This is a genomic window from Nocardia sp. NPDC127579, from assembly GCF_042672005.1.
In the GTDB taxonomy this organism is placed as follows: domain Bacteria; phylum Actinomycetota; class Actinomycetes; order Mycobacteriales; family Mycobacteriaceae; genus Nocardia.
Genome location: NZ_JBHXVZ010000002.1, coordinates 1 through 16,859, shown reverse-complemented (window position 1 = coordinate 16,859; position 16,859 = coordinate 1). Strand labels below are relative to the sequence as shown.

General features: G+C 68.7%; 21 protein-coding genes. 14 read left to right on the top strand and 7 right to left on the bottom strand.

Annotated elements, in window-relative coordinates; genetic code table 11:
• The first annotated feature begins 117 nt into the window (after nucleotides 1-117).
• The 3 genes from ACFVMC_RS07610 (at nucleotide 118) to ACFVMC_RS07600 (ending at nucleotide 2,329) form a co-directional block, all read left to right on the top strand.
• Complete coding sequence (locus tag ACFVMC_RS07610; RefSeq protein WP_379207927.1) at nucleotides 118-363, top strand: DUF2630 family protein; 246 nt, start codon at nucleotides 118-120, stop codon at nucleotides 361-363.
• Nucleotides 364-368: 5 nt separating this feature from the next.
• Nucleotides 369-554 (top strand): hypothetical protein, encoded by a 186-nt coding sequence (locus ACFVMC_RS07605; protein ID WP_379207925.1) that lies wholly within the window; start codon nucleotides 369-371, stop codon nucleotides 552-554.
• Nucleotides 555-820: 266 nt separating this feature from the next.
• Entirely contained in the window at nucleotides 821-2,329 is a 1,509-nt protein-coding gene (locus ACFVMC_RS07600; protein ID WP_379207924.1) for a carboxylesterase/lipase family protein, read from the top strand.
• 142 nt (nucleotides 2,330-2,471) lie between these two features.
• Here the strand turns inward: ACFVMC_RS07600 and ACFVMC_RS07595 are convergent, their stop codons facing one another.
• Together ACFVMC_RS07595 and cobF are read right to left on the bottom strand one after the other, a co-directional pair.
• A complete protein-coding gene (locus tag ACFVMC_RS07595; protein ID WP_379207922.1) occupies nucleotides 2,472-3,341 on the bottom strand; it encodes an Fpg/Nei family DNA glycosylase in 870 nt (289 codons plus the stop codon).
• 40 nt (nucleotides 3,342-3,381) lie between these two features.
• Nucleotides 3,382-4,116, bottom strand: coding sequence for a precorrin-6A synthase (deacetylating) (cobF, locus tag ACFVMC_RS07590; RefSeq protein WP_379207920.1), 735 nt, complete (start codon nucleotides 4,114-4,116; stop codon nucleotides 3,382-3,384).
• Between the two features lie 16 nt (nucleotides 4,117-4,132).
• Here cobF and ACFVMC_RS07585 point away from each other — a divergent pair, with 16 nt between their 5' ends.
• The 8 genes from ACFVMC_RS07585 to ACFVMC_RS07550 all read left to right on the top strand — a co-directional run bounded on the left by ACFVMC_RS07585 (nucleotide 4,133) and on the right by ACFVMC_RS07550 (nucleotide 10,783).
• On the top strand, nucleotides 4,133-4,960 hold the full coding sequence (locus ACFVMC_RS07585; RefSeq protein WP_379207918.1) for a thymidylate synthase: 828 nt from the start codon (nucleotides 4,133-4,135) through the stop codon (nucleotides 4,958-4,960).
• Nucleotides 4,957-5,442 (top strand): dihydrofolate reductase, encoded by a 486-nt coding sequence (locus tag ACFVMC_RS07580; RefSeq protein ID WP_379207916.1) that lies wholly within the window; start codon nucleotides 4,957-4,959, stop codon nucleotides 5,440-5,442. Before ACFVMC_RS07585 ends, ACFVMC_RS07580 begins: the two co-directional genes overlap by 4 nt.
• A 145-nt stretch (nucleotides 5,443-5,587) precedes the next feature.
• A complete protein-coding gene (locus ACFVMC_RS07575) occupies nucleotides 5,588-5,914 on the top strand; it encodes a cupin domain-containing protein (protein ID WP_357332663.1) in 327 nt (108 codons plus the stop codon).
• Nucleotides 5,915-5,937: 23 nt separating this feature from the next.
• Entirely contained in the window at nucleotides 5,938-6,963 is a 1,026-nt protein-coding gene (locus ACFVMC_RS07570; RefSeq protein ID WP_379207914.1) for a Dyp-type peroxidase, read from the top strand.
• Nucleotides 6,960-7,760, top strand: coding sequence for a family 1 encapsulin nanocompartment shell protein (locus ACFVMC_RS07565; protein WP_379207912.1), 801 nt, complete (start codon nucleotides 6,960-6,962; stop codon nucleotides 7,758-7,760). Before ACFVMC_RS07570 ends, ACFVMC_RS07565 begins: the two co-directional genes overlap by 4 nt.
• A 33-nt stretch (nucleotides 7,761-7,793) precedes the next feature.
• The gene (locus tag ACFVMC_RS07560) at nucleotides 7,794-8,348 is read left to right on the top strand and encodes a hypothetical protein (protein ID WP_379207910.1); all 555 of its coding nucleotides are present in this window, start codon (nucleotides 7,794-7,796) and stop codon (nucleotides 8,346-8,348) included.
• Between the two features lie 63 nt (nucleotides 8,349-8,411).
• The gene (locus ACFVMC_RS07555; RefSeq protein WP_379209439.1) at nucleotides 8,412-9,818 is read left to right on the top strand and encodes a TerD family protein; all 1,407 of its coding nucleotides are present in this window, start codon (nucleotides 8,412-8,414) and stop codon (nucleotides 9,816-9,818) included.
• Between the two features lie 23 nt (nucleotides 9,819-9,841).
• The gene (locus ACFVMC_RS07550) at nucleotides 9,842-10,783 is read left to right on the top strand and encodes an aminoglycoside phosphotransferase family protein (protein ID WP_379207908.1); all 942 of its coding nucleotides are present in this window, start codon (nucleotides 9,842-9,844) and stop codon (nucleotides 10,781-10,783) included.
• Between the two features lie 12 nt (nucleotides 10,784-10,795).
• Here ACFVMC_RS07550 and ACFVMC_RS07545 read toward each other — a convergent pair whose 3' ends face one another.
• On the bottom strand, nucleotides 10,796-10,948 hold the full coding sequence (locus ACFVMC_RS07545) for a hypothetical protein (RefSeq protein ID WP_379207907.1): 153 nt from the start codon (nucleotides 10,946-10,948) through the stop codon (nucleotides 10,796-10,798).
• 80 nt (nucleotides 10,949-11,028) lie between these two features.
• Complete coding sequence (locus ACFVMC_RS07540; protein ID WP_379207905.1) at nucleotides 11,029-11,637, bottom strand: TetR/AcrR family transcriptional regulator; 609 nt, start codon at nucleotides 11,635-11,637, stop codon at nucleotides 11,029-11,031.
• Nucleotides 11,638-11,714: 77 nt separating this feature from the next.
• Between ACFVMC_RS07540 and ACFVMC_RS07535 the strand changes: the two genes are divergently transcribed.
• Together ACFVMC_RS07535 and ACFVMC_RS07530 are read left to right on the top strand one after the other, a co-directional pair.
• On the top strand, nucleotides 11,715-12,260 hold the full coding sequence (locus ACFVMC_RS07535; RefSeq protein WP_379207903.1) for a peroxiredoxin-like family protein: 546 nt from the start codon (nucleotides 11,715-11,717) through the stop codon (nucleotides 12,258-12,260).
• An 8-nt stretch (nucleotides 12,261-12,268) separates the two neighbouring features.
• Nucleotides 12,269-12,742 (top strand): anthrone oxygenase family protein, encoded by a 474-nt coding sequence (locus ACFVMC_RS07530; RefSeq protein WP_379207902.1) that lies wholly within the window; start codon nucleotides 12,269-12,271, stop codon nucleotides 12,740-12,742.
• Here ACFVMC_RS07530 and ACFVMC_RS07525 read toward each other — a convergent pair.
• Together ACFVMC_RS07525 and ACFVMC_RS07520 are read right to left on the bottom strand one after the other, a co-directional pair.
• Nucleotides 12,732-13,307: a Uma2 family endonuclease gene (locus tag ACFVMC_RS07525; RefSeq protein ID WP_379207900.1), complete on the bottom strand. Its 576-nt coding sequence runs from the start codon at nucleotides 13,305-13,307 to the stop codon at nucleotides 12,732-12,734. The two genes, ACFVMC_RS07530 and ACFVMC_RS07525, sit on opposite strands and share 11 nt — an antisense overlap.
• 100 nt (nucleotides 13,308-13,407) lie before the next feature.
• Complete coding sequence (locus ACFVMC_RS07520) at nucleotides 13,408-13,872, bottom strand: MarR family winged helix-turn-helix transcriptional regulator (RefSeq protein ID WP_379207898.1); 465 nt, start codon at nucleotides 13,870-13,872, stop codon at nucleotides 13,408-13,410.
• A gap of 109 nt (nucleotides 13,873-13,981) precedes the next feature.
• On the opposite strand from ACFVMC_RS07520, the gene ACFVMC_RS07515 reads away from it, so the two are divergent.
• Nucleotides 13,982-15,100 carry a GDSL-type esterase/lipase family protein gene (locus ACFVMC_RS07515; RefSeq protein ID WP_379207896.1) on the top strand — a complete coding sequence of 373 codons (1,119 nt, stop codon included), beginning with the start codon at nucleotides 13,982-13,984 and terminating at the stop codon, nucleotides 15,098-15,100.
• On the opposite strand, the gene ACFVMC_RS07510 is transcribed toward ACFVMC_RS07515, so the two are convergent.
• Nucleotides 15,097-16,859, bottom strand: a 1,763-nt coding sequence (locus tag ACFVMC_RS07510; RefSeq protein ID WP_379207894.1) for a thioester reductase domain-containing protein, incomplete at its 5' end; no start/stop codon positions are given. The two genes, ACFVMC_RS07515 and ACFVMC_RS07510, sit on opposite strands and share 4 nt — an antisense overlap.

Here is a 16,859-nt window from a genome sequence, read left to right as displayed (position 1 = left end):
GATTCGGCCGGCCGACAGGTGCCCGACCTTGCCTGATCGTTCGGGTCCGATCCGTGTACGGGTCGATTCGGCGGCGATTCGGATGACATCGTGGGATCCGGGCCTAGCATGGTCGGCATGACCGAACAGGACATCCTGGCTCGAATCAAGCAGTTGGTCGCCGCGGAGCATGATCTGCGGGCGAAGGCGACGACACACGAGATCGACCCGGTGACCGAACGGCAGCAGCTGGGCGAGCTGGAGGTGCTGCTCGACCAGTGCTGGGACCTGCTGCGGCAGCGGCGGGCGCGGATGGACGCGGGGACCTCGCCGGAGGAAGCGCAGGTCAACACCGCGGGCCAGGTCGAGGGCTACCTCCAGTAGCCGCGATGAAGGGCACTCCGTCCGAGCGCAACGACCCGTCCGATCCAGGCGACACTTCGCCGCGCCTGCCCACCGCGGACTTCGGCGACCCCGCCTGTCTGCTCAGCGAGATCTGTCCCGAATGCGGGCGCGTCCTCTCCGACATGCACGCCACCGGCTGCCCGCACTGCCGCCCCGACAGCACCCCCTGACACGTCCTAGCCGGGAGGATGCCCGTCGGCGATCAGGCTGCCCGCTCACACAGCAACCGATCACCACCTCGCTCGCTGATTCCGGACGGCAGTCCCGGCACCCACATCAGGTCGGCGAAGCCAACTCAACCGCGAATCCGCCATGCGACCAGCCCGCTCCCGGTTCCGACGAACGTTCCCGCACCGACCTGAGTGCGGCTTCCGGATCGGCCCAGCGGTCGAATCTCTGTCTGGGCCAGTGCCCGCCGGTTCGCTACCATCGACTGATGCTGGCATCGACCGATATCGAGACCTCCGACGGCACGGTACGGGGGCGGCGCGGCCGATATGTGTTGCGCTGGCGCGCTCTGCCTTACGCCGCCGCACCGGTGGGTGAGTGGCGTTTTCGGGCACCGCAACCGGTAGTGCCGTGGACCGGAGTCCGGGATGCCACCGAGTTCGGATTCGCCGCGATGCAGCATCGCGCGGGTGCCCGGATCGGGCCGCGGCAGTATCAGCCGACCAGCGAGGACGCGCTCACCCTCAATGTCACCGCGCCCGCGACACCTTCGGCGAAACCCCGTCCGGTCATGGTGTTCATCCATGGCGGCGGCTACCTGCTCGGCACGTCCGCGCTCGGCCTCTATTCCGGCGCACGGCTGGCGGTGCGCGGCGATGTGATCGTCGTGTCGATCAACTACCGGCTGGGTGTCTTCGGCTATGTCGACTTCAGCGAATTCGGCACGGCCGAGCGGCCTTTCGAGTCCAATCTCGGATTGCGCGATCAGGTCGCGGCCCTGCGCTGGGTGCAGCGCAATATCGCTGCGTTCGGCGGCGACCCCGGCAATGTCACCGTGTTCGGCGAATCCGCGGGCGCGCACGCGGTGCTCGCGCTGTACGCGACGCCGGAGGCGAAAGGCCTTTTTCACCGGGGTATCGCGCAGAGCCCGCCCGCGGACTGGGCGCTGTCCGCCGAGGACGCCCGGGTTTTCGCCCGGCGCTGTCTCGAGGCGCTCGGACCCGATGACGCGGTCCGGGCGCTGACCGAGTCGTCAGCCAACGACATTCGCAAAGCCTCGGCCCGGGTGATCGGTCAGGTGATGCGGGAGCGGCCGGGCCTGTTCCCGGCCTGCCCGGTCATCGACGGCGACTACCTACCGCAGTCCCCACTCGACGCTTTCGCCGAGGGCAGGGCACACCGCCTACCGCTGATCATCGGCACCTGCCGCGATGAGGGCGTGCTGTTCGACCGGTTCGCCGCCGACGCCCTGCCGACCAGACCGGAGCGTCTGCGCAGACTGTTCGAATACGCGGGTGAGAACGCCGAATCCCGGGTCACCGCGGCCTATCCCGGCTATCCGGAGCAGCGCGTGGCCGTGCGCATGGGCGGCGACTACGTTTTCTGGCGGCCCTCGGTCGCCCTCATGGCAGCGCACAGCCGGTACGCGCCCACCTATGCCTACCGCTACGACTTCGCCCCGCGCGCCCTGCGCCTGGCGGGTGTCGGCGCCACCCACGCCACCGACCTCATCCCGGTCTTCGGGGCCGTCGACGGCCCACTCGGCCGCCTGCTCACCGCGGCGGGCGGCCGACGCGGCCTCCAGACCGTCACCCGCCAATTCCAGGACAACTGGCTCGAATTCGCCCGCACCGGCGCGCCACTGCCCTCCTGGCCCGCCTATACCGAGGACCGCCGCTCCACACTGATCATCGACAGCCCCACCCGCCTGGAGCACGACCCCGACCACGCCAAACGCCTGGCCTGGCAGGGCATCACCGCCGCGACCCTGACCTGAGTGCGCGCACCCACCGCCCGGCCGAGCACATCGGCGACGATGACCGCCTTGCCACCCCGTGCGGGCGCGTCCATGCGGCGGCGAAACCGTCGGAATCGTCGTCCCTGATCCGACGACACGACCGGACCGATTGTGCGACGGGCTATTTCAACAGGCGCGACATCCGCCGATCGGCCAGGACCTTGCCGCCGGTCTGGCAGGTCGGGCAGTACTGGAACGAGCGTTCGGCGTAGGAGACCTCGCGGACCGTGTCACCGCAGACCGGGCAGGGCAGGCCGGTGCGGGCGTGCACGCGCATTCCGGACCGCTTCTCCCCTTTCAACCGCGCGGCATCCTGACCGACGGAGCGCTGCACCGCATCGGCGAGCACCGACCGCATCGCGTGGTACAGGTCCGAAACCTTCTGGGCGGGCACGGTTTTGGTGTTCGCGAAGGGCGAGACCCGGGCGGTGTGCAATATCTCGTCGGAGTAGGCGTTACCGATGCCCGCGATCAAGGTCTGATCGACGATCGCCGTCTTGATCCGCTGTGACGCGCCGCGCAGGATCTCGGTGAACTGCTCCTCTGTGACCTCGAGCGCGTCCGGGCCGAGCCGGGCGATACCCGGCACCAGCTGCGGATCCTCGACGATGTAGACCGCCAGCCGCTTCTTGGTGCCCGCCTCGGTGAGGTCGAAAGCCGGTGTCGCGCCCTCGGGATCGAAGAAGTGCACGCGCAATGCGAGCGGGCTCTTACCGCCGGGTTTCGGCGGTGTCGGGCTCGGCTCGTCCAGCCAGCGCAGCCAGCCGCCCCGGGACAGATGCGTGATCAGCCACAGGCCACCGCAATCCATGCCGAGGAACTTGCCCCAGCGCCCGGCTCCGGTGACATCGCGCCCGGACAGCGCTGTCACCGGCGGGTCGAAGGTCTTGACGGCGCTCAGGGCCGCCACATCGACCCGCCCCACCACCGCGCCGACCGCATGTTCCCGGAGGAACTGCGCCAGCGCCTCCACTTCCGGCAGTTCAGGCACGCGGTTCAGATTACCCGCGGGCACCGACAACCCGTGCTGATCAGCCGCGACGCAGTCGGTAGACGTCCATGATCCAGCCCTTCTCGGCGCGCAGGCGGCCGCGCACCTCGACGATCCGCTGCTCGACCGCACGCAGCGGGCCTTCGATCAGCACCTCGTCGGGCATCCCCAGGTACGCGCCCCACCAGATGTGGATGTCCGCGCCGGGCACCTCGGTGAAGGAGCAGTCACCGTCCAGCATGACCACCGCGGAGCTGCCGAGTCCCTCCTCGCGCAGGCGGCGACCGGTGGTGATGTGCACGGGCTCGCCGATCCGGTGCAGCACCATCCGATGCCGCGCGGCCAGCGCCTGCACACTGGTCACGCCCGGGATCACCTCGTAGTCGAAGACCGCGCCCCGCTCGAGCACCCGCTCGACCATGCGCAGGGTGCTGTCGTACAGCGACGGATCGCCCCAGACGAGAATGCCGCCCACCCCCTCGACCTGCTCGAAGGCGTCCCCGAGCCGGGCCGCGCGGCGGTCGTGCCAGTCCCGCACCTCCCCTTGGTAATCCGCGGGCGCGCGATCACGGGGCGGGTCCGGGATCTCCACGATCCGGTACGGGCGATCCATGTGCTCGGCCAGGATAGCGGTGCGCACGTCGAGAAGTTCCTGTTTCTCCGCCCCCTTGCCGATGACGAAGAACACCTCGACCTGCCGCATGGCCTTGACGGCCTGCACGGTCACCTGGTCGGGGTCACCCGCGCCGATGCCGATCACGAAGAGCTTGCGCATGTGCCGGAAGCTTTCCATGCGCCGCCCCGCACTAAGCTCGGGACCCGTGACCGATACGCAGTACGAGGATCTGCTCCGGCTGGTGCTGGAGTCCGGCACCGCCAAGGCCGACCGCACCGGGACCGGCACCCGCAGTGTGTTCGGGCATCAGCTGCGCTATGACCTGTCGCAAGGCTTTCCACTGGTCACCACGAAAAAGGTGCACCTGAAGTCGATCGTGTACGAGCTGCTGTGGTTCCTGCGCGGCGACTCGAACGTCGGCTGGCTGCGCGAGCACGGCGTCTCGATCTGGGACGAATGGGCCGACGCGAACGGCGAACTCGGCCCGGTGTACGGCGTGCAGTGGCGCTCCTGGCCCACCCCCGACGGCGGCCACATCGATCAGATCAGCCAGGTCCTGGAAACCCTGCGCGCGAACCCGGACTCGCGTCGCATCATCGTCTCCGCCTGGAATGTGGCCGAATTGGATCGGATGGCGCTCGCGCCCTGCCACGCCTTCTTCCAGTTCTACGTCGCCGACGGCAAGCTGTCCTGCCAGCTGTATCAGCGCAGCGCGGACCTGTTCCTCGGCGTGCCGTTCAATATCGCCAGCTACGCGCTGCTCACCCACATGGTGGCCCAGCAGACCGGCCTGGAACCCTGCGATTTCATCTGGACCGGCGGCGACTGCCACATCTACGACAACCACGTCGAACAGGTCACCGAACAGCTGACCCGCACGCCCTATTCGTTCCCGCGGCTGCGGTTGCGCCAGGCGCCTTCGCTGTTCGACTACCGCTACGACGACATCGAAGTCGTGGATTACCAGCATCATCCGGCGATCAAGGCCCCGGTGGCGGTGTGAGTTCGCGCGGAATCAGCCTGATCTGGGCGCAGACCGTCGACGGCGTCATCGGCCGCGACAATGCCATCCCGTGGCGCATCCCCGAGGATATGGCCAATTTCAAGGCCGTCACCTGGGGGCATCCGGTGATCATGGGGCGGCGCACCTGGGATTCGCTGCCGGTCAGATTCCGGCCGCTGGAAGGCCGCCGCAATATCGTGGTCACCCGGCAGGCCGACTGGTCGGCCACGGGCGCCGAACGGGCCGAATCGATCGAGGCCGCGCTCGCCGCCGCCGACGGTGACGTCTGGATAGCGGGCGGCGGCGAGATCTACCGCGAGACCCTGCCGCTCGCGACGGACCTCCTGGTCACCGAGGTGGACGCGCAGATCGACGGCGACGCCTACGCCCCGCCGATCGGCCCCGAATGGCATGCCACGCCCGAACCGTGGCGCGAATCGTCGAGCGGTCTGCGTTTCCGGATCGTGCGCTACCGCCGCTGACGCGCCCGGGCAAACCGGGCCCCTGTCCCGGGCGGGTCGGGCATACTCCTGAATACGCGCCCGGCCGGGCCCGGCCGTCCGCGCACCGCCCTGAACTGGTGACACCAGCCCTGGCACCAGTGATGTGATGCGAAAGGCCGTCTCCATGGACAAGAAATCGCTGACCGCGGTCGCCCGCCAACAGCTCAAACTGGCCGCCACCGCCACCAGCGGACGCAGTTCGCAGACCATCTTCGGTGGACACGCCGCCTCGCTGCGGCAGACCGTGGTGGGTCTGTCGGCGGGTCAGAGCCTGGCCGAGCACGACAACGCCGGCGATGCCACGCTGCTGGTGCTCAGCGGAACACTGACCCTGATCAGTGGCAGCAACGAGTGGAAGGGTTCGACCGGCGACCTGCTGGTGGTGCCGAAGGCACGGCACAGTGTGAAAGCCAACGAGGATGTCGCGTTCCTGCTGACCGTGGCCAAGTAGCACCAGCCACTAGGCTGGTGGCCATGGGTGAGCCACAGCCGGTCCTCGATCCTCTCTCACCGAGTGCGATCTTCCTGGTAGCGACCATCGACGACGACGGCGAACCCGCTATTCGCGAGCTACTCGCCGATCTCGGCGGTCTGCGCCGGTCGATCGGTTTCCGGGTCCCCGGCTCGGATCTGTCGGTCATCACCTCGATCGGCTCCGCGGCGTGGGATCGTCTGTTCACCGGGCCCCGCCCGGCCGCGCTGCGCGAGTTCCCCGGTTACCTCGGCCCACTGCACCAGGCACCCGCCACACCGGGTGATCTGCTGTTCCACATCAAGTCCCAAACCGCCGACGCCGCTTTCGAATTGGCGATGGCGATCGGCCAGAAGCTCGCGGGCGCGGCCACCGTGGTCGACGAGACCGTCGGTTTCCGCTACTTCGAACAGCGTGATCTGCTCGGCTTCGTCGACGGCACCGAGAACCCCGAGGGCCGCCAGGCCGCGGCGGCCGCGCTGATCGGCGACGAGGATCCCGGCTTCGCGGGCGGCAGCTACGTCGTCGTGCAGAAGTACCTGCACGATCTCACCGCCTGGCAGGCGCTGCCGGTCGCCGAGCAGGAACGCGTGATCGGGCGAACCAAGCTCGAGGACTACGAGTTCGCCGACGAGGACAAGCCCGCCGATTCGCATATCGCCGTGAACACCGTCGTCGATCCCGAGACCGGGGACCAGCGTCAGATCCTGCGCGCCAACATGCCTTTCGGCAGTGTCAAGGACGGTGAGTTCGGCACGTATTACATCGCCTACGCCGCGTCGCCCGACGTCACCGACGCCATGCTGGAGCGCATGTTCCTCGGCACCGAGGACGCCACCCACGACCGCATCCTGGATTTCTCCACCGCCGTCACCGGCACCCAGTTCTTCACCCCCGCCGCGGACTTCTTCGACGACCTGCCCGGCCCGCCCGGGGAATCTTCGGCGGACGACAGCGTTCCATCCATGGTCGACAGCTTTGGCAGTGGCTCACTCGGCATCGGCACGTTGAAAAGGAGTAGGTCATGAACAACCTGCATCGGGAATTGGCGCCGATCACCTCCGAAGCGTGGCAGGCGATCGAAGAAGAAGCCGGACGAACCTTCAAGCGTCACATCGCGGGTCGCCGGGTGGTCGATCTGTCCGGTCCGCACGGCGCGGACTACTCCGCGGTCGGCCTGGGCCGGACGCAGCCGATCAGCGCGCCCGATAACGGTGTGCAGGCGCGGCAGCGACTGGTCGCGCCGCTGGTGGAGTTGCGGGTGCCGTTCACGCTGTCGCGCGAGGAACTCGACAATGTCGAGCGCGGCGCCCAGGACGCCGACCTGGATCCGGTGAAGGATGCCGCGCGCAAGATCGCCTTCGCCGAGGACCGCGCCATCTTCGAAGGCTATGCGGCCGCGGGCATCACCGGTGTACGGGCCAGCGCCTCCAACGCGCCGATCCCGGTGCCGACCGATCCGACGCAGGTGCCCGAGGCGGTGGCGCAGGCGCTGTCCGCGCTGCGCCTGGCCGGTGTCGACGGACCGTACTCGGTGCTGCTCAGCGCCGATCTGTACACCGCGGTCAGCGAGACCTCCGATCACGGCCACCCGATTCGCACGCATATCGAGCGCCTGATTCCAGAGGGCGAGATCATCTGGGCGCCCGCCATCGACGGCGCCTTCGTGCTCACCACCCGCGGCGGCGACTTCGATCTGCGTCTCGGACAGGACATCTCGATCGGTTATCTGTCCCACGACGCCGAGAACGTGCAGCTCTATTTCCAGGAGAGCCTGCAGTTCCTGGTCTACACCGCCGAGGCGGCGGTCGCGCTGCGGGCCTGATCTCCGTCCCGGATTTCGGTTACGTTGGAAATCGTGTCGAAGGTGACGGACGACAGCGAGACGACGGTGCGCGCGGGTGTGGTGCCGGTACGGCGGATCGCGCTCTACGGCGCGATCGCGGTGCTGGTCATCGCGGCGTTCGGCGCGGCGGGTGTCGCGGTGCTGGGACCGCCCGGGGTCTTTCCCGGCGCACTGGTGGGCCTGGGCGCCGGGATCGCGGCGCTGGTGGCCCTGTTCAAACGAGACGCGATCGTCCTGACCGACGCGGCGATCCTGCTGCGCACACCGTGGCACGAGACGCCGATCGAGTGGGACCGGGTGGTGGCGGGTCGTTTCACCCTCGATGATCGGGACCGCTGGGCGCTGGCGCTGGATCTCACCGAGGGTGACGAACAGCACGGCGAGCTGGTGTTACTGTCCATCCCGCCGGTCACCCGGCCCGTCTCCGGCGCCTACGACCTGCGCAAACGCGAGCAGGTCAGCGAGATCCGGGAGATGCTGCGGCGCAAGCGGATTCCGGTGACGGTGCTGCCGGAGATCGCGGCGGCGCTGAACACGCAGTGGAAGATCGCGCCGCCGACCCGCTGACGGCGCGGGTGGCTATTGGGGTGACGGGCCGGGGCGGGGTCCAGTAGTTTGGGTGCTGTGTCGATGATGAAGGGCGCCAACGTTGCGGTGCCGATGCCCGTGGTCCGCATCGAACTGGGGTGGCAGTCCGGTCCCGGCGTTCCCGACGCGGACGCCTCCGCGCTGCTGCTCGTGGGCGGTAAGGTCCGCTCCGACAACGACTTCGTGTTCTACAACCAGCCACAGCATGCCTCCGGCGCGGTGCGGCACGAGGGCAAGCAGCAGGGCCCGACCGTGCAGGATCGGCTCTGGGTCGATCTGAACCAGGTGGAGGCGCCGATCGAGACCATCGTCATCGCGGCCTCGGCCGATGGCGGCACGTTCGGGCAGTTCCAGGGGCTCTATGTCCGGGTGCTCGACGCGAACAACGGCGCCGAGGTAGCCCGGTTCGACAGCACCGGCGCGACCTCCGAGACGGCCTTCGTACTGGGTGAGCTGTATCGCCGCCAGGGCGCGTGGAAGTTCCGCGCGGTCGGCCAGGGCTACGATTCGGGGCTGGCCGGATTGGCCACGGACTACGGCATTTCCGTCGACGACGCGCCCGCTCCCCCGCCCGTGCAGCAGTACGCGCCACCGCCGCCGCAGTTCCAGCAGCCGCCACCGCCACCGCCGCAGTTCCAGCAGCCGCCACCGCCACCGCCGCAGTTCCAGCAGCCGCCACCGCCGCCACAGCAGTTCCAGCAGCCGCCGCAGCCGCAATTCCAGCAGCCTGCGCCGCCGCCACCGCAGTACCAGCAGCCCCCGCAGCAGCAGTTCGCCCCGCCGCCCCAGGGCGCGCCGGTCAATCTGAGCAAGATCTCGCTGACCAAGGAAGCCCCCTCGGTCTCGTTGACCAAGTCGGGTGCGACCGGCGGCACCATGCGGGTGAACCTGAACTGGACCACCACCCAGCCCGCTCGCGGCGGCGGCCTGTTCGGGCGGCGCTCTCGCGGCGGTAACGGCGGTCTCGACCTGGACCTGTGCTGCTTCTTCGAATTGGCCGACGGCCGAATCGGTTCGGTGCGCGCACTGGACCGTTCCTTCGGCGATCTCCAGCGTCCGCCCTATATCCGCCTGGATCAGGACGACCGCACCGGGGCCAGCGCCTCCGGCGAGAACCTGGACATCAACCTGGATTTCACCGCCCACTTCCGCCGGATCCTGGTGTTCACCTCGATCTACGAGGGCGCCAAGGATTTCCGCGGCGTGCACGCCACCGTGACGCTGTATCCGCTGAACTCGACGCCGATCGAGATGACGCTGGACGGCTGCCAGGACGATTCACGCGATGCCGTGCTGGCCCACATCGAGAACATCAACGGCGAACTGGTGGTGCGCCGCGAGGGCACGTTCATCCGCCCGCCGGCCGGTCAGCCGGGTGCGGGCGTGATGGAGATCGCGCGGATGTATCACTGGGACTTCGGCTTCAAGGCGGGTCGCGGCAAGGGCTGACGCCGGCCTGGCACGATCGGACCATGACCGATTTCGCCACCCCAGCCGATCTCGCGCGCCGTACCGGTGCCGCGGTGGACGCCGCGGTCGGGTCCGCTCGAGATCTCGGGCTCACCGTGACCGATGCCGCGGTGCTGCACGATCTGTTCTCCGTCGTGGTCCACCTGGCTCCGGCGCCGGTGGTGGCCCGCGTGCCGACGGTGCTGCCGCACACCGAGAGTCTCGATGCCCTGGCCCGGCGGCAGCGCGCGGAACTGGACGTGACCCGCTGGCTGGCCGACCGGGGGACGCCGGTACTCGAACCCAGTCCGCTCGTCGCGCCGGAACCGGTATCGCGCGACGGCTTCTCGATCACGTTCTGGCAGTATGTCGCCGAGGATCGCGATCGAGAGCCCGACTATCTGGCGAACTCCGAGAGCGTCGCCGACCTGCACGCCGCCCTGCGCGGCTACCCGGGCACGCTGGATTTCCTCTCGGCCGCCGATCCAGATTTCGTCGCCGCGAGCCTGGTCGCGCTCGAGCGCCGATCCGACCTCCTGGCGGCGGCGGATCTTACTCGGGCGCAACGGGAGTGGAAGCGCCTGGAACCGCTGGTCCGATCCCGGGCGGCGTTCGAGGAGGCGTTCCCAGGTGTCGATCTCCAGCCGATCCACGGCGATTCGCCGACCGCGAACATCTTCTCAGGTGTCGACGGCGACCGTTACTCCGACTTCGAATTGATCACCCTCGGCCCGGTCGAATGGGATCTGGCCGCGCTCGGTCCCGAGCACGCCGAGGTGTACAACCGTGGCGCACAACGCAATCGGCTCCGGCCCTTGCACGACGACGTGCTGCGGTTCGTCGATGCCGTCGGCATGCTGCGGGTCGTCGCCACCCTCACCCTCGCACCGCAGCTGCCGGATCTGGTGGGCTATCTGATGCCCGCCGTCGAGCTGTGGCGCGACACGCCGTTCGCGGGCGACTGACCTGCTCGACGGTTACCAGCCGAAAAGCTCTGCGAGATCGATGGATTGGTCGTCCCAGCGCCGCTCGATCTCGTGCCGCTGGTCGGCGGGCAGGTCCGGCGCCCAGCCGCAGCGCCGCCAGAATTCCTCGCGGTGTTCATCACTCATCCGCATCGGCTCGGTCATGACGCCAACTCCCTACCTGCCCTTCGAGTGTGCGCCGGGCATCGTGGCGACATGCCGTAACCAGCGAGATTGTGGTCCGGCTAGAGCGCGAGGCCGCGGAGCACGATGTCGAGGCCGCCGTGGAACTCCTCGGCGGGGGTGAGTGTGCGTGCGGTGGCGGCGGTGGCGACGATATGGGGATAGTCGGCGGGATCGAGGTCGGCCAGAACGCTGGTGCCCGCGCCGGACAGGGCGGCGTAGTGCTCGTTCTGGAGGAAGCCCAGGAGATAGGCGATCAGGGTGCGCTGCGCCAGGACCCGGTCGCGGCCGGTGCGGCCCGCGGCGGTCAGGATGGCGAGCATGGCCTCCATGAGATGCAGGGCGGCAGGCGCGGATTGGCGGTGCCGGGTGAGCAGCGGCACCACGGCCGGGTGGGCCGCCCCCGCGACGCGCATCCGCTCCAGCAGCACCCGGAGCTGTTCGCCCGCGGCGCCGGGCGGGGCCGACAGGTCGATCTCGCTGAGCACCCGATCGATCACCAGTATCTCGAGCCGTTCCCGGTTGGGGACATAGCGATACAGCGCCATGGTCGCGACGCGCAGCTGCTCGGCGACGGCGCGCATGGTCAGACCGGCCAAGCCGTCGCGGTCGATGACCGCGAGCGCGGCGGCGGCCAGGTCGGCGGTGCTCAGCGAGCGTGGGCGGGGCATGGGTTGACAGCGTACAAGGTACGCGCATACTGGTCTGTAGGTGTACGACGTACACCTACAACTCCGAGAGGCCGCCCATGCCACTTCCCACCGCCGTCTCCGTTCGCGAGCTGACCACGGTCACCGGCGCATCGATACCCGTCCCCGATCCGGATTGCCTGGTGCACCTGCAATTCCGGCGCTTCGCGGGTTGCCCGGTCTGCAATCTGCACCTGCGCTCGATCGTCGCCCGGCACACCGAGATCACCGCCGCGAATATCCGCGAAGTGGTCGTCTTCCATTCCAGCGCAGCGGAATTGCGGAAGTACACCGCCGACTTCCCGCTCGACTTCATCGCCGATCCGGATCGGGCGCTCTACCGCGAATTCGGTGTCGAATCCAGTCCGCGCGCCCTGCTCGATCCACGCGCCTGGCCCACCATCGCCCACGGCGTCATCCGCACCGTGGGCGTGGTCCTGCGCAAACGCGAGATCGCTCCCCCGGACCATCCCGAAGGCGGCCGCCTGGGCCTGCCCGCGGATTTCCTGATCGCACCCGACGGCCGGGTACTGGCCGCCAAGCACGGCGTCCACGCCGACGACCAGTGGTCGGTGGACGAACTGCTCGCCGAGGCCCGGCGTTGAGGGCCCGGGTGCGCTGGGCGCGGGCCGGCGCCCTGCTCTTCGGCGGCCTGCTGGCCGGCGCGTTCGGCTACGGCGCGGTCAACGTGGTGTACGCGTTCCGCAAGGTGACACCGGAGACCCGCTTCACCTTCCACACCGCGCTGATGAGCGTGAACGGTGTTGTCATGCAGGCACTCATGGGCCTGACCATTGCCAGCTGTCTCGCCGTCGCCGTCCTCGGCAGCGGGCGCACCCGCTGGATCGGCGGCGCGGCCACCACCCTGGCCGTGGCATCGTTCCTGATCACCCGGTTCGGCAATGTCCCGATCAACCAGCACATCAAACAGTGGGCCGTCGGCATCCCCCCGTCGGACTACCCCGAAATCCTGGCCCGCTGGGAGGCTTTCCACTTCGCCCGAACCGGCTGCGCACTGGTGGCGTTCCTGCTGATCGTCGGCCTGACACTGCGCGAGAAGGTCGCACGCGACACGATCACGGCATGAGTGTGGCAGGGTCGATGGCGAATTCGCATGGCGAGTGCACGGTGACAGTCTGTCCGGCTGCCGCGCGCAACGTTGGTTCGTAGATACCATCGGTTCCCAGCGCGAACGCTAGCAGGACCGGCAATGGTTCGCCGGGCAACTGGCCCTTGAAGGGATTGATCTCGAATCGCCAGTACGTGGGAATTCCTGCGGCCGCGTAGAGTTCGGGCTTCACCAGGCGGTCCTGCATCGTCGTGGACTTCGATACCACCTCGACGACCAGCTCCACCTGTTCCACCGGGATACCGCGGCCGTCCATCGGCACCGGGCCCGCCAGCACGACGAGGTCGGGAACCGGCTCGTCGTCGCCGATCAGGACGCCGACGCCGGACATCGCCACCAGCTCGGACGGCAATGCCGCATCGAGTGCGCGTTCGAGCCACTTGATCAACCACTGATGTCTCGGTTCGGGAGCGGCGTTCACGACCAGCTGACCATTCAGCACCTCGTACCGTAATCCGTCTTCGGGCATGCGATCGAGATCCGCTGCCGTCCAACGGTCGCCCCGAGGGATCGGGATCGCCATCGGAACCACCTCCGACCTCGCTGAACAGTAGCGATAACAGCACTGGCACGTTCGAGCCTAGACCGGCCCACACGGTTGCGGCATCCCCGCCCGGTCCGGATCAGTCGGTGCGGGAGGTCGCCTCCGGGTTGACCGCGTCGCGCACGATGCGCAATGCCGCTGTCAGCCCGTCCAATTGGGCCGGGGTGAGCAAGCCCGTGAACCACTGATCGATCGCGGCGAGGTAGGCGGGCAGTACGGCGTGCAGCCGCTGCTCGCCCGCATCGGTCAGGATGGCGTAGGAGCTGCGCCGATCGGCCGGATCCGGTTCGCGCCGTAGCAGATCCGCAGCCGCCAGGCGATCGACCAGGCGGGTGACGCCGCTGGTGGACAGGGCGGTCTGGGTGGCCAGGTCGGTCATCCGCAGGCGGCGCTGCGGGGAACGGCTCAGCCGCATGAGGGCATTGAGGTCCAGCCCGGACAGGCCGTGCCGCTTCCAGGTCGGCTCCAACTTGGCAAGCAGTCCGGCGTGCGCCTCGAACAGCAGCCCCATGGTGGTCAGGCGAGGATCGTCGAACAGGTCCATGTCGCCAACCTAGCGCATTATTTGCCACGCAGATAGTTGACACCGGGAACATCTCTCGCTAGAAATATGTCTACGCAATATTCCTCGCGTCAATTATTTGGAGGTTCCGATGTCTCGCTGGATCGCCGGTTTCCGTTCCGCCGTGATCAGCCCCGACGAGCAGATCAAACTCGCCGAATCGCGCGCGTTCGCCGACCAGACGGTGCGGCAGCCGCTGCACCTCGCGGGCGCGGGCGATCGGATCCGCGTGCGCCTGACCAACCGGTACGGGCAGCAGCCACTGGTCATCGGGGCCGCGCGGGTCGCACTGCGCAAGAACGACGACGAGATCGTGGCCGAGACCGACCAGCCGCTGCTGTTCGAGGGCGGCGCGCGGGTCACCATTCCGGCCGGAGCCGAAGCGATCTCCGATCCGGTCGAGGGGGCCGTGCGCCAGGGCACCGACCTGCTGCTCAGCCTGTACCTTCCGGAACCCACCGGCCTGGCCACCTTCTCGCACCAGCCCGCCGAAATCGCCTATGTGACAAGTGGAAACCAGGTCGCGGCGGCGAGTTCACCGCTGCGCGAAGAGGTTCCGGCGCGATTCTTCGTCACCGGCGTCGACGTGCACACCGCCGACGACGCCCAGGTGATCGTCGCCTTCGGCGACTCCTGGTTCGAAGGCGTCGGCACCACCCTCGGCGCCAACCACCGCTCGGTGGACTACCTCAACGCCCGCCTGGCCGACGGCTGGGCGGTCAACCAGGGCATCGCCGGAAATCGCCTGCTGCGCACCGAGATCGGCGCCTCCGGCCTGGATCGCTTCGCGCGGGACGTGCTCGACGTGCCCGGCGTCACCCGGGTGCTGCTCAACTTCGGCATCAACGACCTGATCCTCGGCGATATGGCGGGACAGCCGCCGGCCACCGCCGCCGAGCTCATCGCGGGCTTCACCGCGCTGGCCGAGCGCGCGCACGCCGCGGGCCTGACCGTGCACGCCGCCACCATCGGCCCCTACGCCGGCTGCGTGTATCCGGGCATGCCGATCGAGGAGACCCTGCCGACGCGTCGCGCCGTCAACGAATGGCTGCGCGCCACCGAGGTTTTCGACGCGGTCTTCGACGTGGACGCCGCCGTCGCCGACCCGGAGCGGCCCGACTTCATTCGCCCCGAGTTCGACTCCGGCGACGGCATGCACCTCAACGATGCGGGCGCGGCCGCCATGGCCGCCACCATCCCGGTTCGCTAGCTTCTCGCACCTACCTCGTCGAGCTGTCCCGGCTGCGGAGCCGGGAAGAAGCCGGTCTCGATGTAGTAGTCGAAGTAGCGGGACATGATCTCCGCGTCGACCCTCGGCAGAGTCAGCTTCACTTCGCTGTCCTCGGCCGGGTCCGGCTCCGGCTCGCCCGCGTCGTCGGCCGCCGCGCCGCGCCCGGCGTAGTTGCCGATGAGTGCCGCCGCCCGGACCAGGATGTGGTCGCCGCTGGCGATCGCCCCTTCCATGGCGTCGGCGATCCCCGCGGCGAACTCCGGGGGCTCGACGACGTCGACCCGATAGCCGCGACGCTCGGCCTCCGCCAGCAGGATCGGCCAGATCCCGGCGCTGGACGCGGTCAGGTAGTTGACCGTCTCCTGCGGGTTCGGATCGCGCGAGATCCGGACGAGCTCACCGGCGACGAAGTCCACCGGCGCCATCTGCTGGTCGACCTCACCGAAGTCCGGCCACATTCCGAGGACGAGCATGGCGCGGATCATGGTCGTCGCCGCGTCGTCGACGGGGGCCGCACCGTTGCGGGAATCACCGGTGAGCAGGCCGGGACGGTAGATCGTGGCCGGGATGCCACGGTCGATGGCCGCCCACACCAGCTGTTCGGCGACCCACTTGGTGAGCGAGTAGCCCGCCATCCCGACCGGTACACCGTTTTCCCGGGGGCCGCCGCCCAGCACGGACACTGTCGACACATAGTGCAGCGGTTTGACCCGTGTCGTGGTGGCCAGCTTCAGCACCTCGACCGTGCCGCCGACATTGGCCGCCCGCATCCGGGAGTACGGCTCGAGGTGGTTGACCTGGGCGCCGTTGTGGTAGATCACGTCGATCTGCTCGGCGAAACCGGCGAACCGCTCGGCGGAGAGCCCGAGCAGCGGGCGGCCCAGATCGCCGGTGACACCGACGATCCGGTGGCGGTGCGCATCCAGATCGACCCGATACTGGTCGGCGACGGTGTCGATCCGGGCCAGTGCGGCGGCGTCGTCGCTTGCCCGGACCAGGCAGTAGATGGTCGCGGTCGTCCGTTCCAGCAGCTCGCGCAGCAGGAAGATGCCCAGGAACCCGGTGACGCCGGTGACCAGGATCGATTGTGGTTCACCGGTATTCGGCGCGGCCGCGCCCTCGACACTGATCGCCGCGTCGAGCACGATGTCGGCCGCCGGGTCGGCGTCGTCGGAGACGGCGGACTGATCGCCGGCGCTCAGCGCCGCGGCCAGCCCGGCGACGCTCGAGTTCGCGAACAGCAGGCGCAGCGACACCGGCCGGCCCAGCACGGCGCCGAGCGCCGCGCATGCCCGGATGCCCGCGAGCGAGTTGCCGCCCAGCTCATAGAAATCGTCGTCCAGACCGACCTGTTCGGCACCGAGCACGACGGCGAAGACCTGGGCGATGGCCTGTTCCTCCAGGGTGACCGGCGCGCGATACTCGCGGGCGAGGGCCACCGGTGCGGGCAGCGCCGCGCGGTCGAGTTTGCCGTTGGCGGTCACCGGGATCGCGTCGAGCACCATGAGCGCCGCAGGAACCATATAGGCGGGCAACTGCCGCGCCACAGCCGATTTCACCTCGTCGACCACGACCGTGCTGCCCGGCGCGGCCACCACATAGGCGACCAGTTGATCACCCAGGCGCTCGTCGGCACGGACTATGACAACGGCTTGGGCCACCTCGTCCAACGCCGTCAACGCCGACTCGATCTCACCCAACTCGATCCGCAGACCACGCACCTTCACCTGGAAATCAG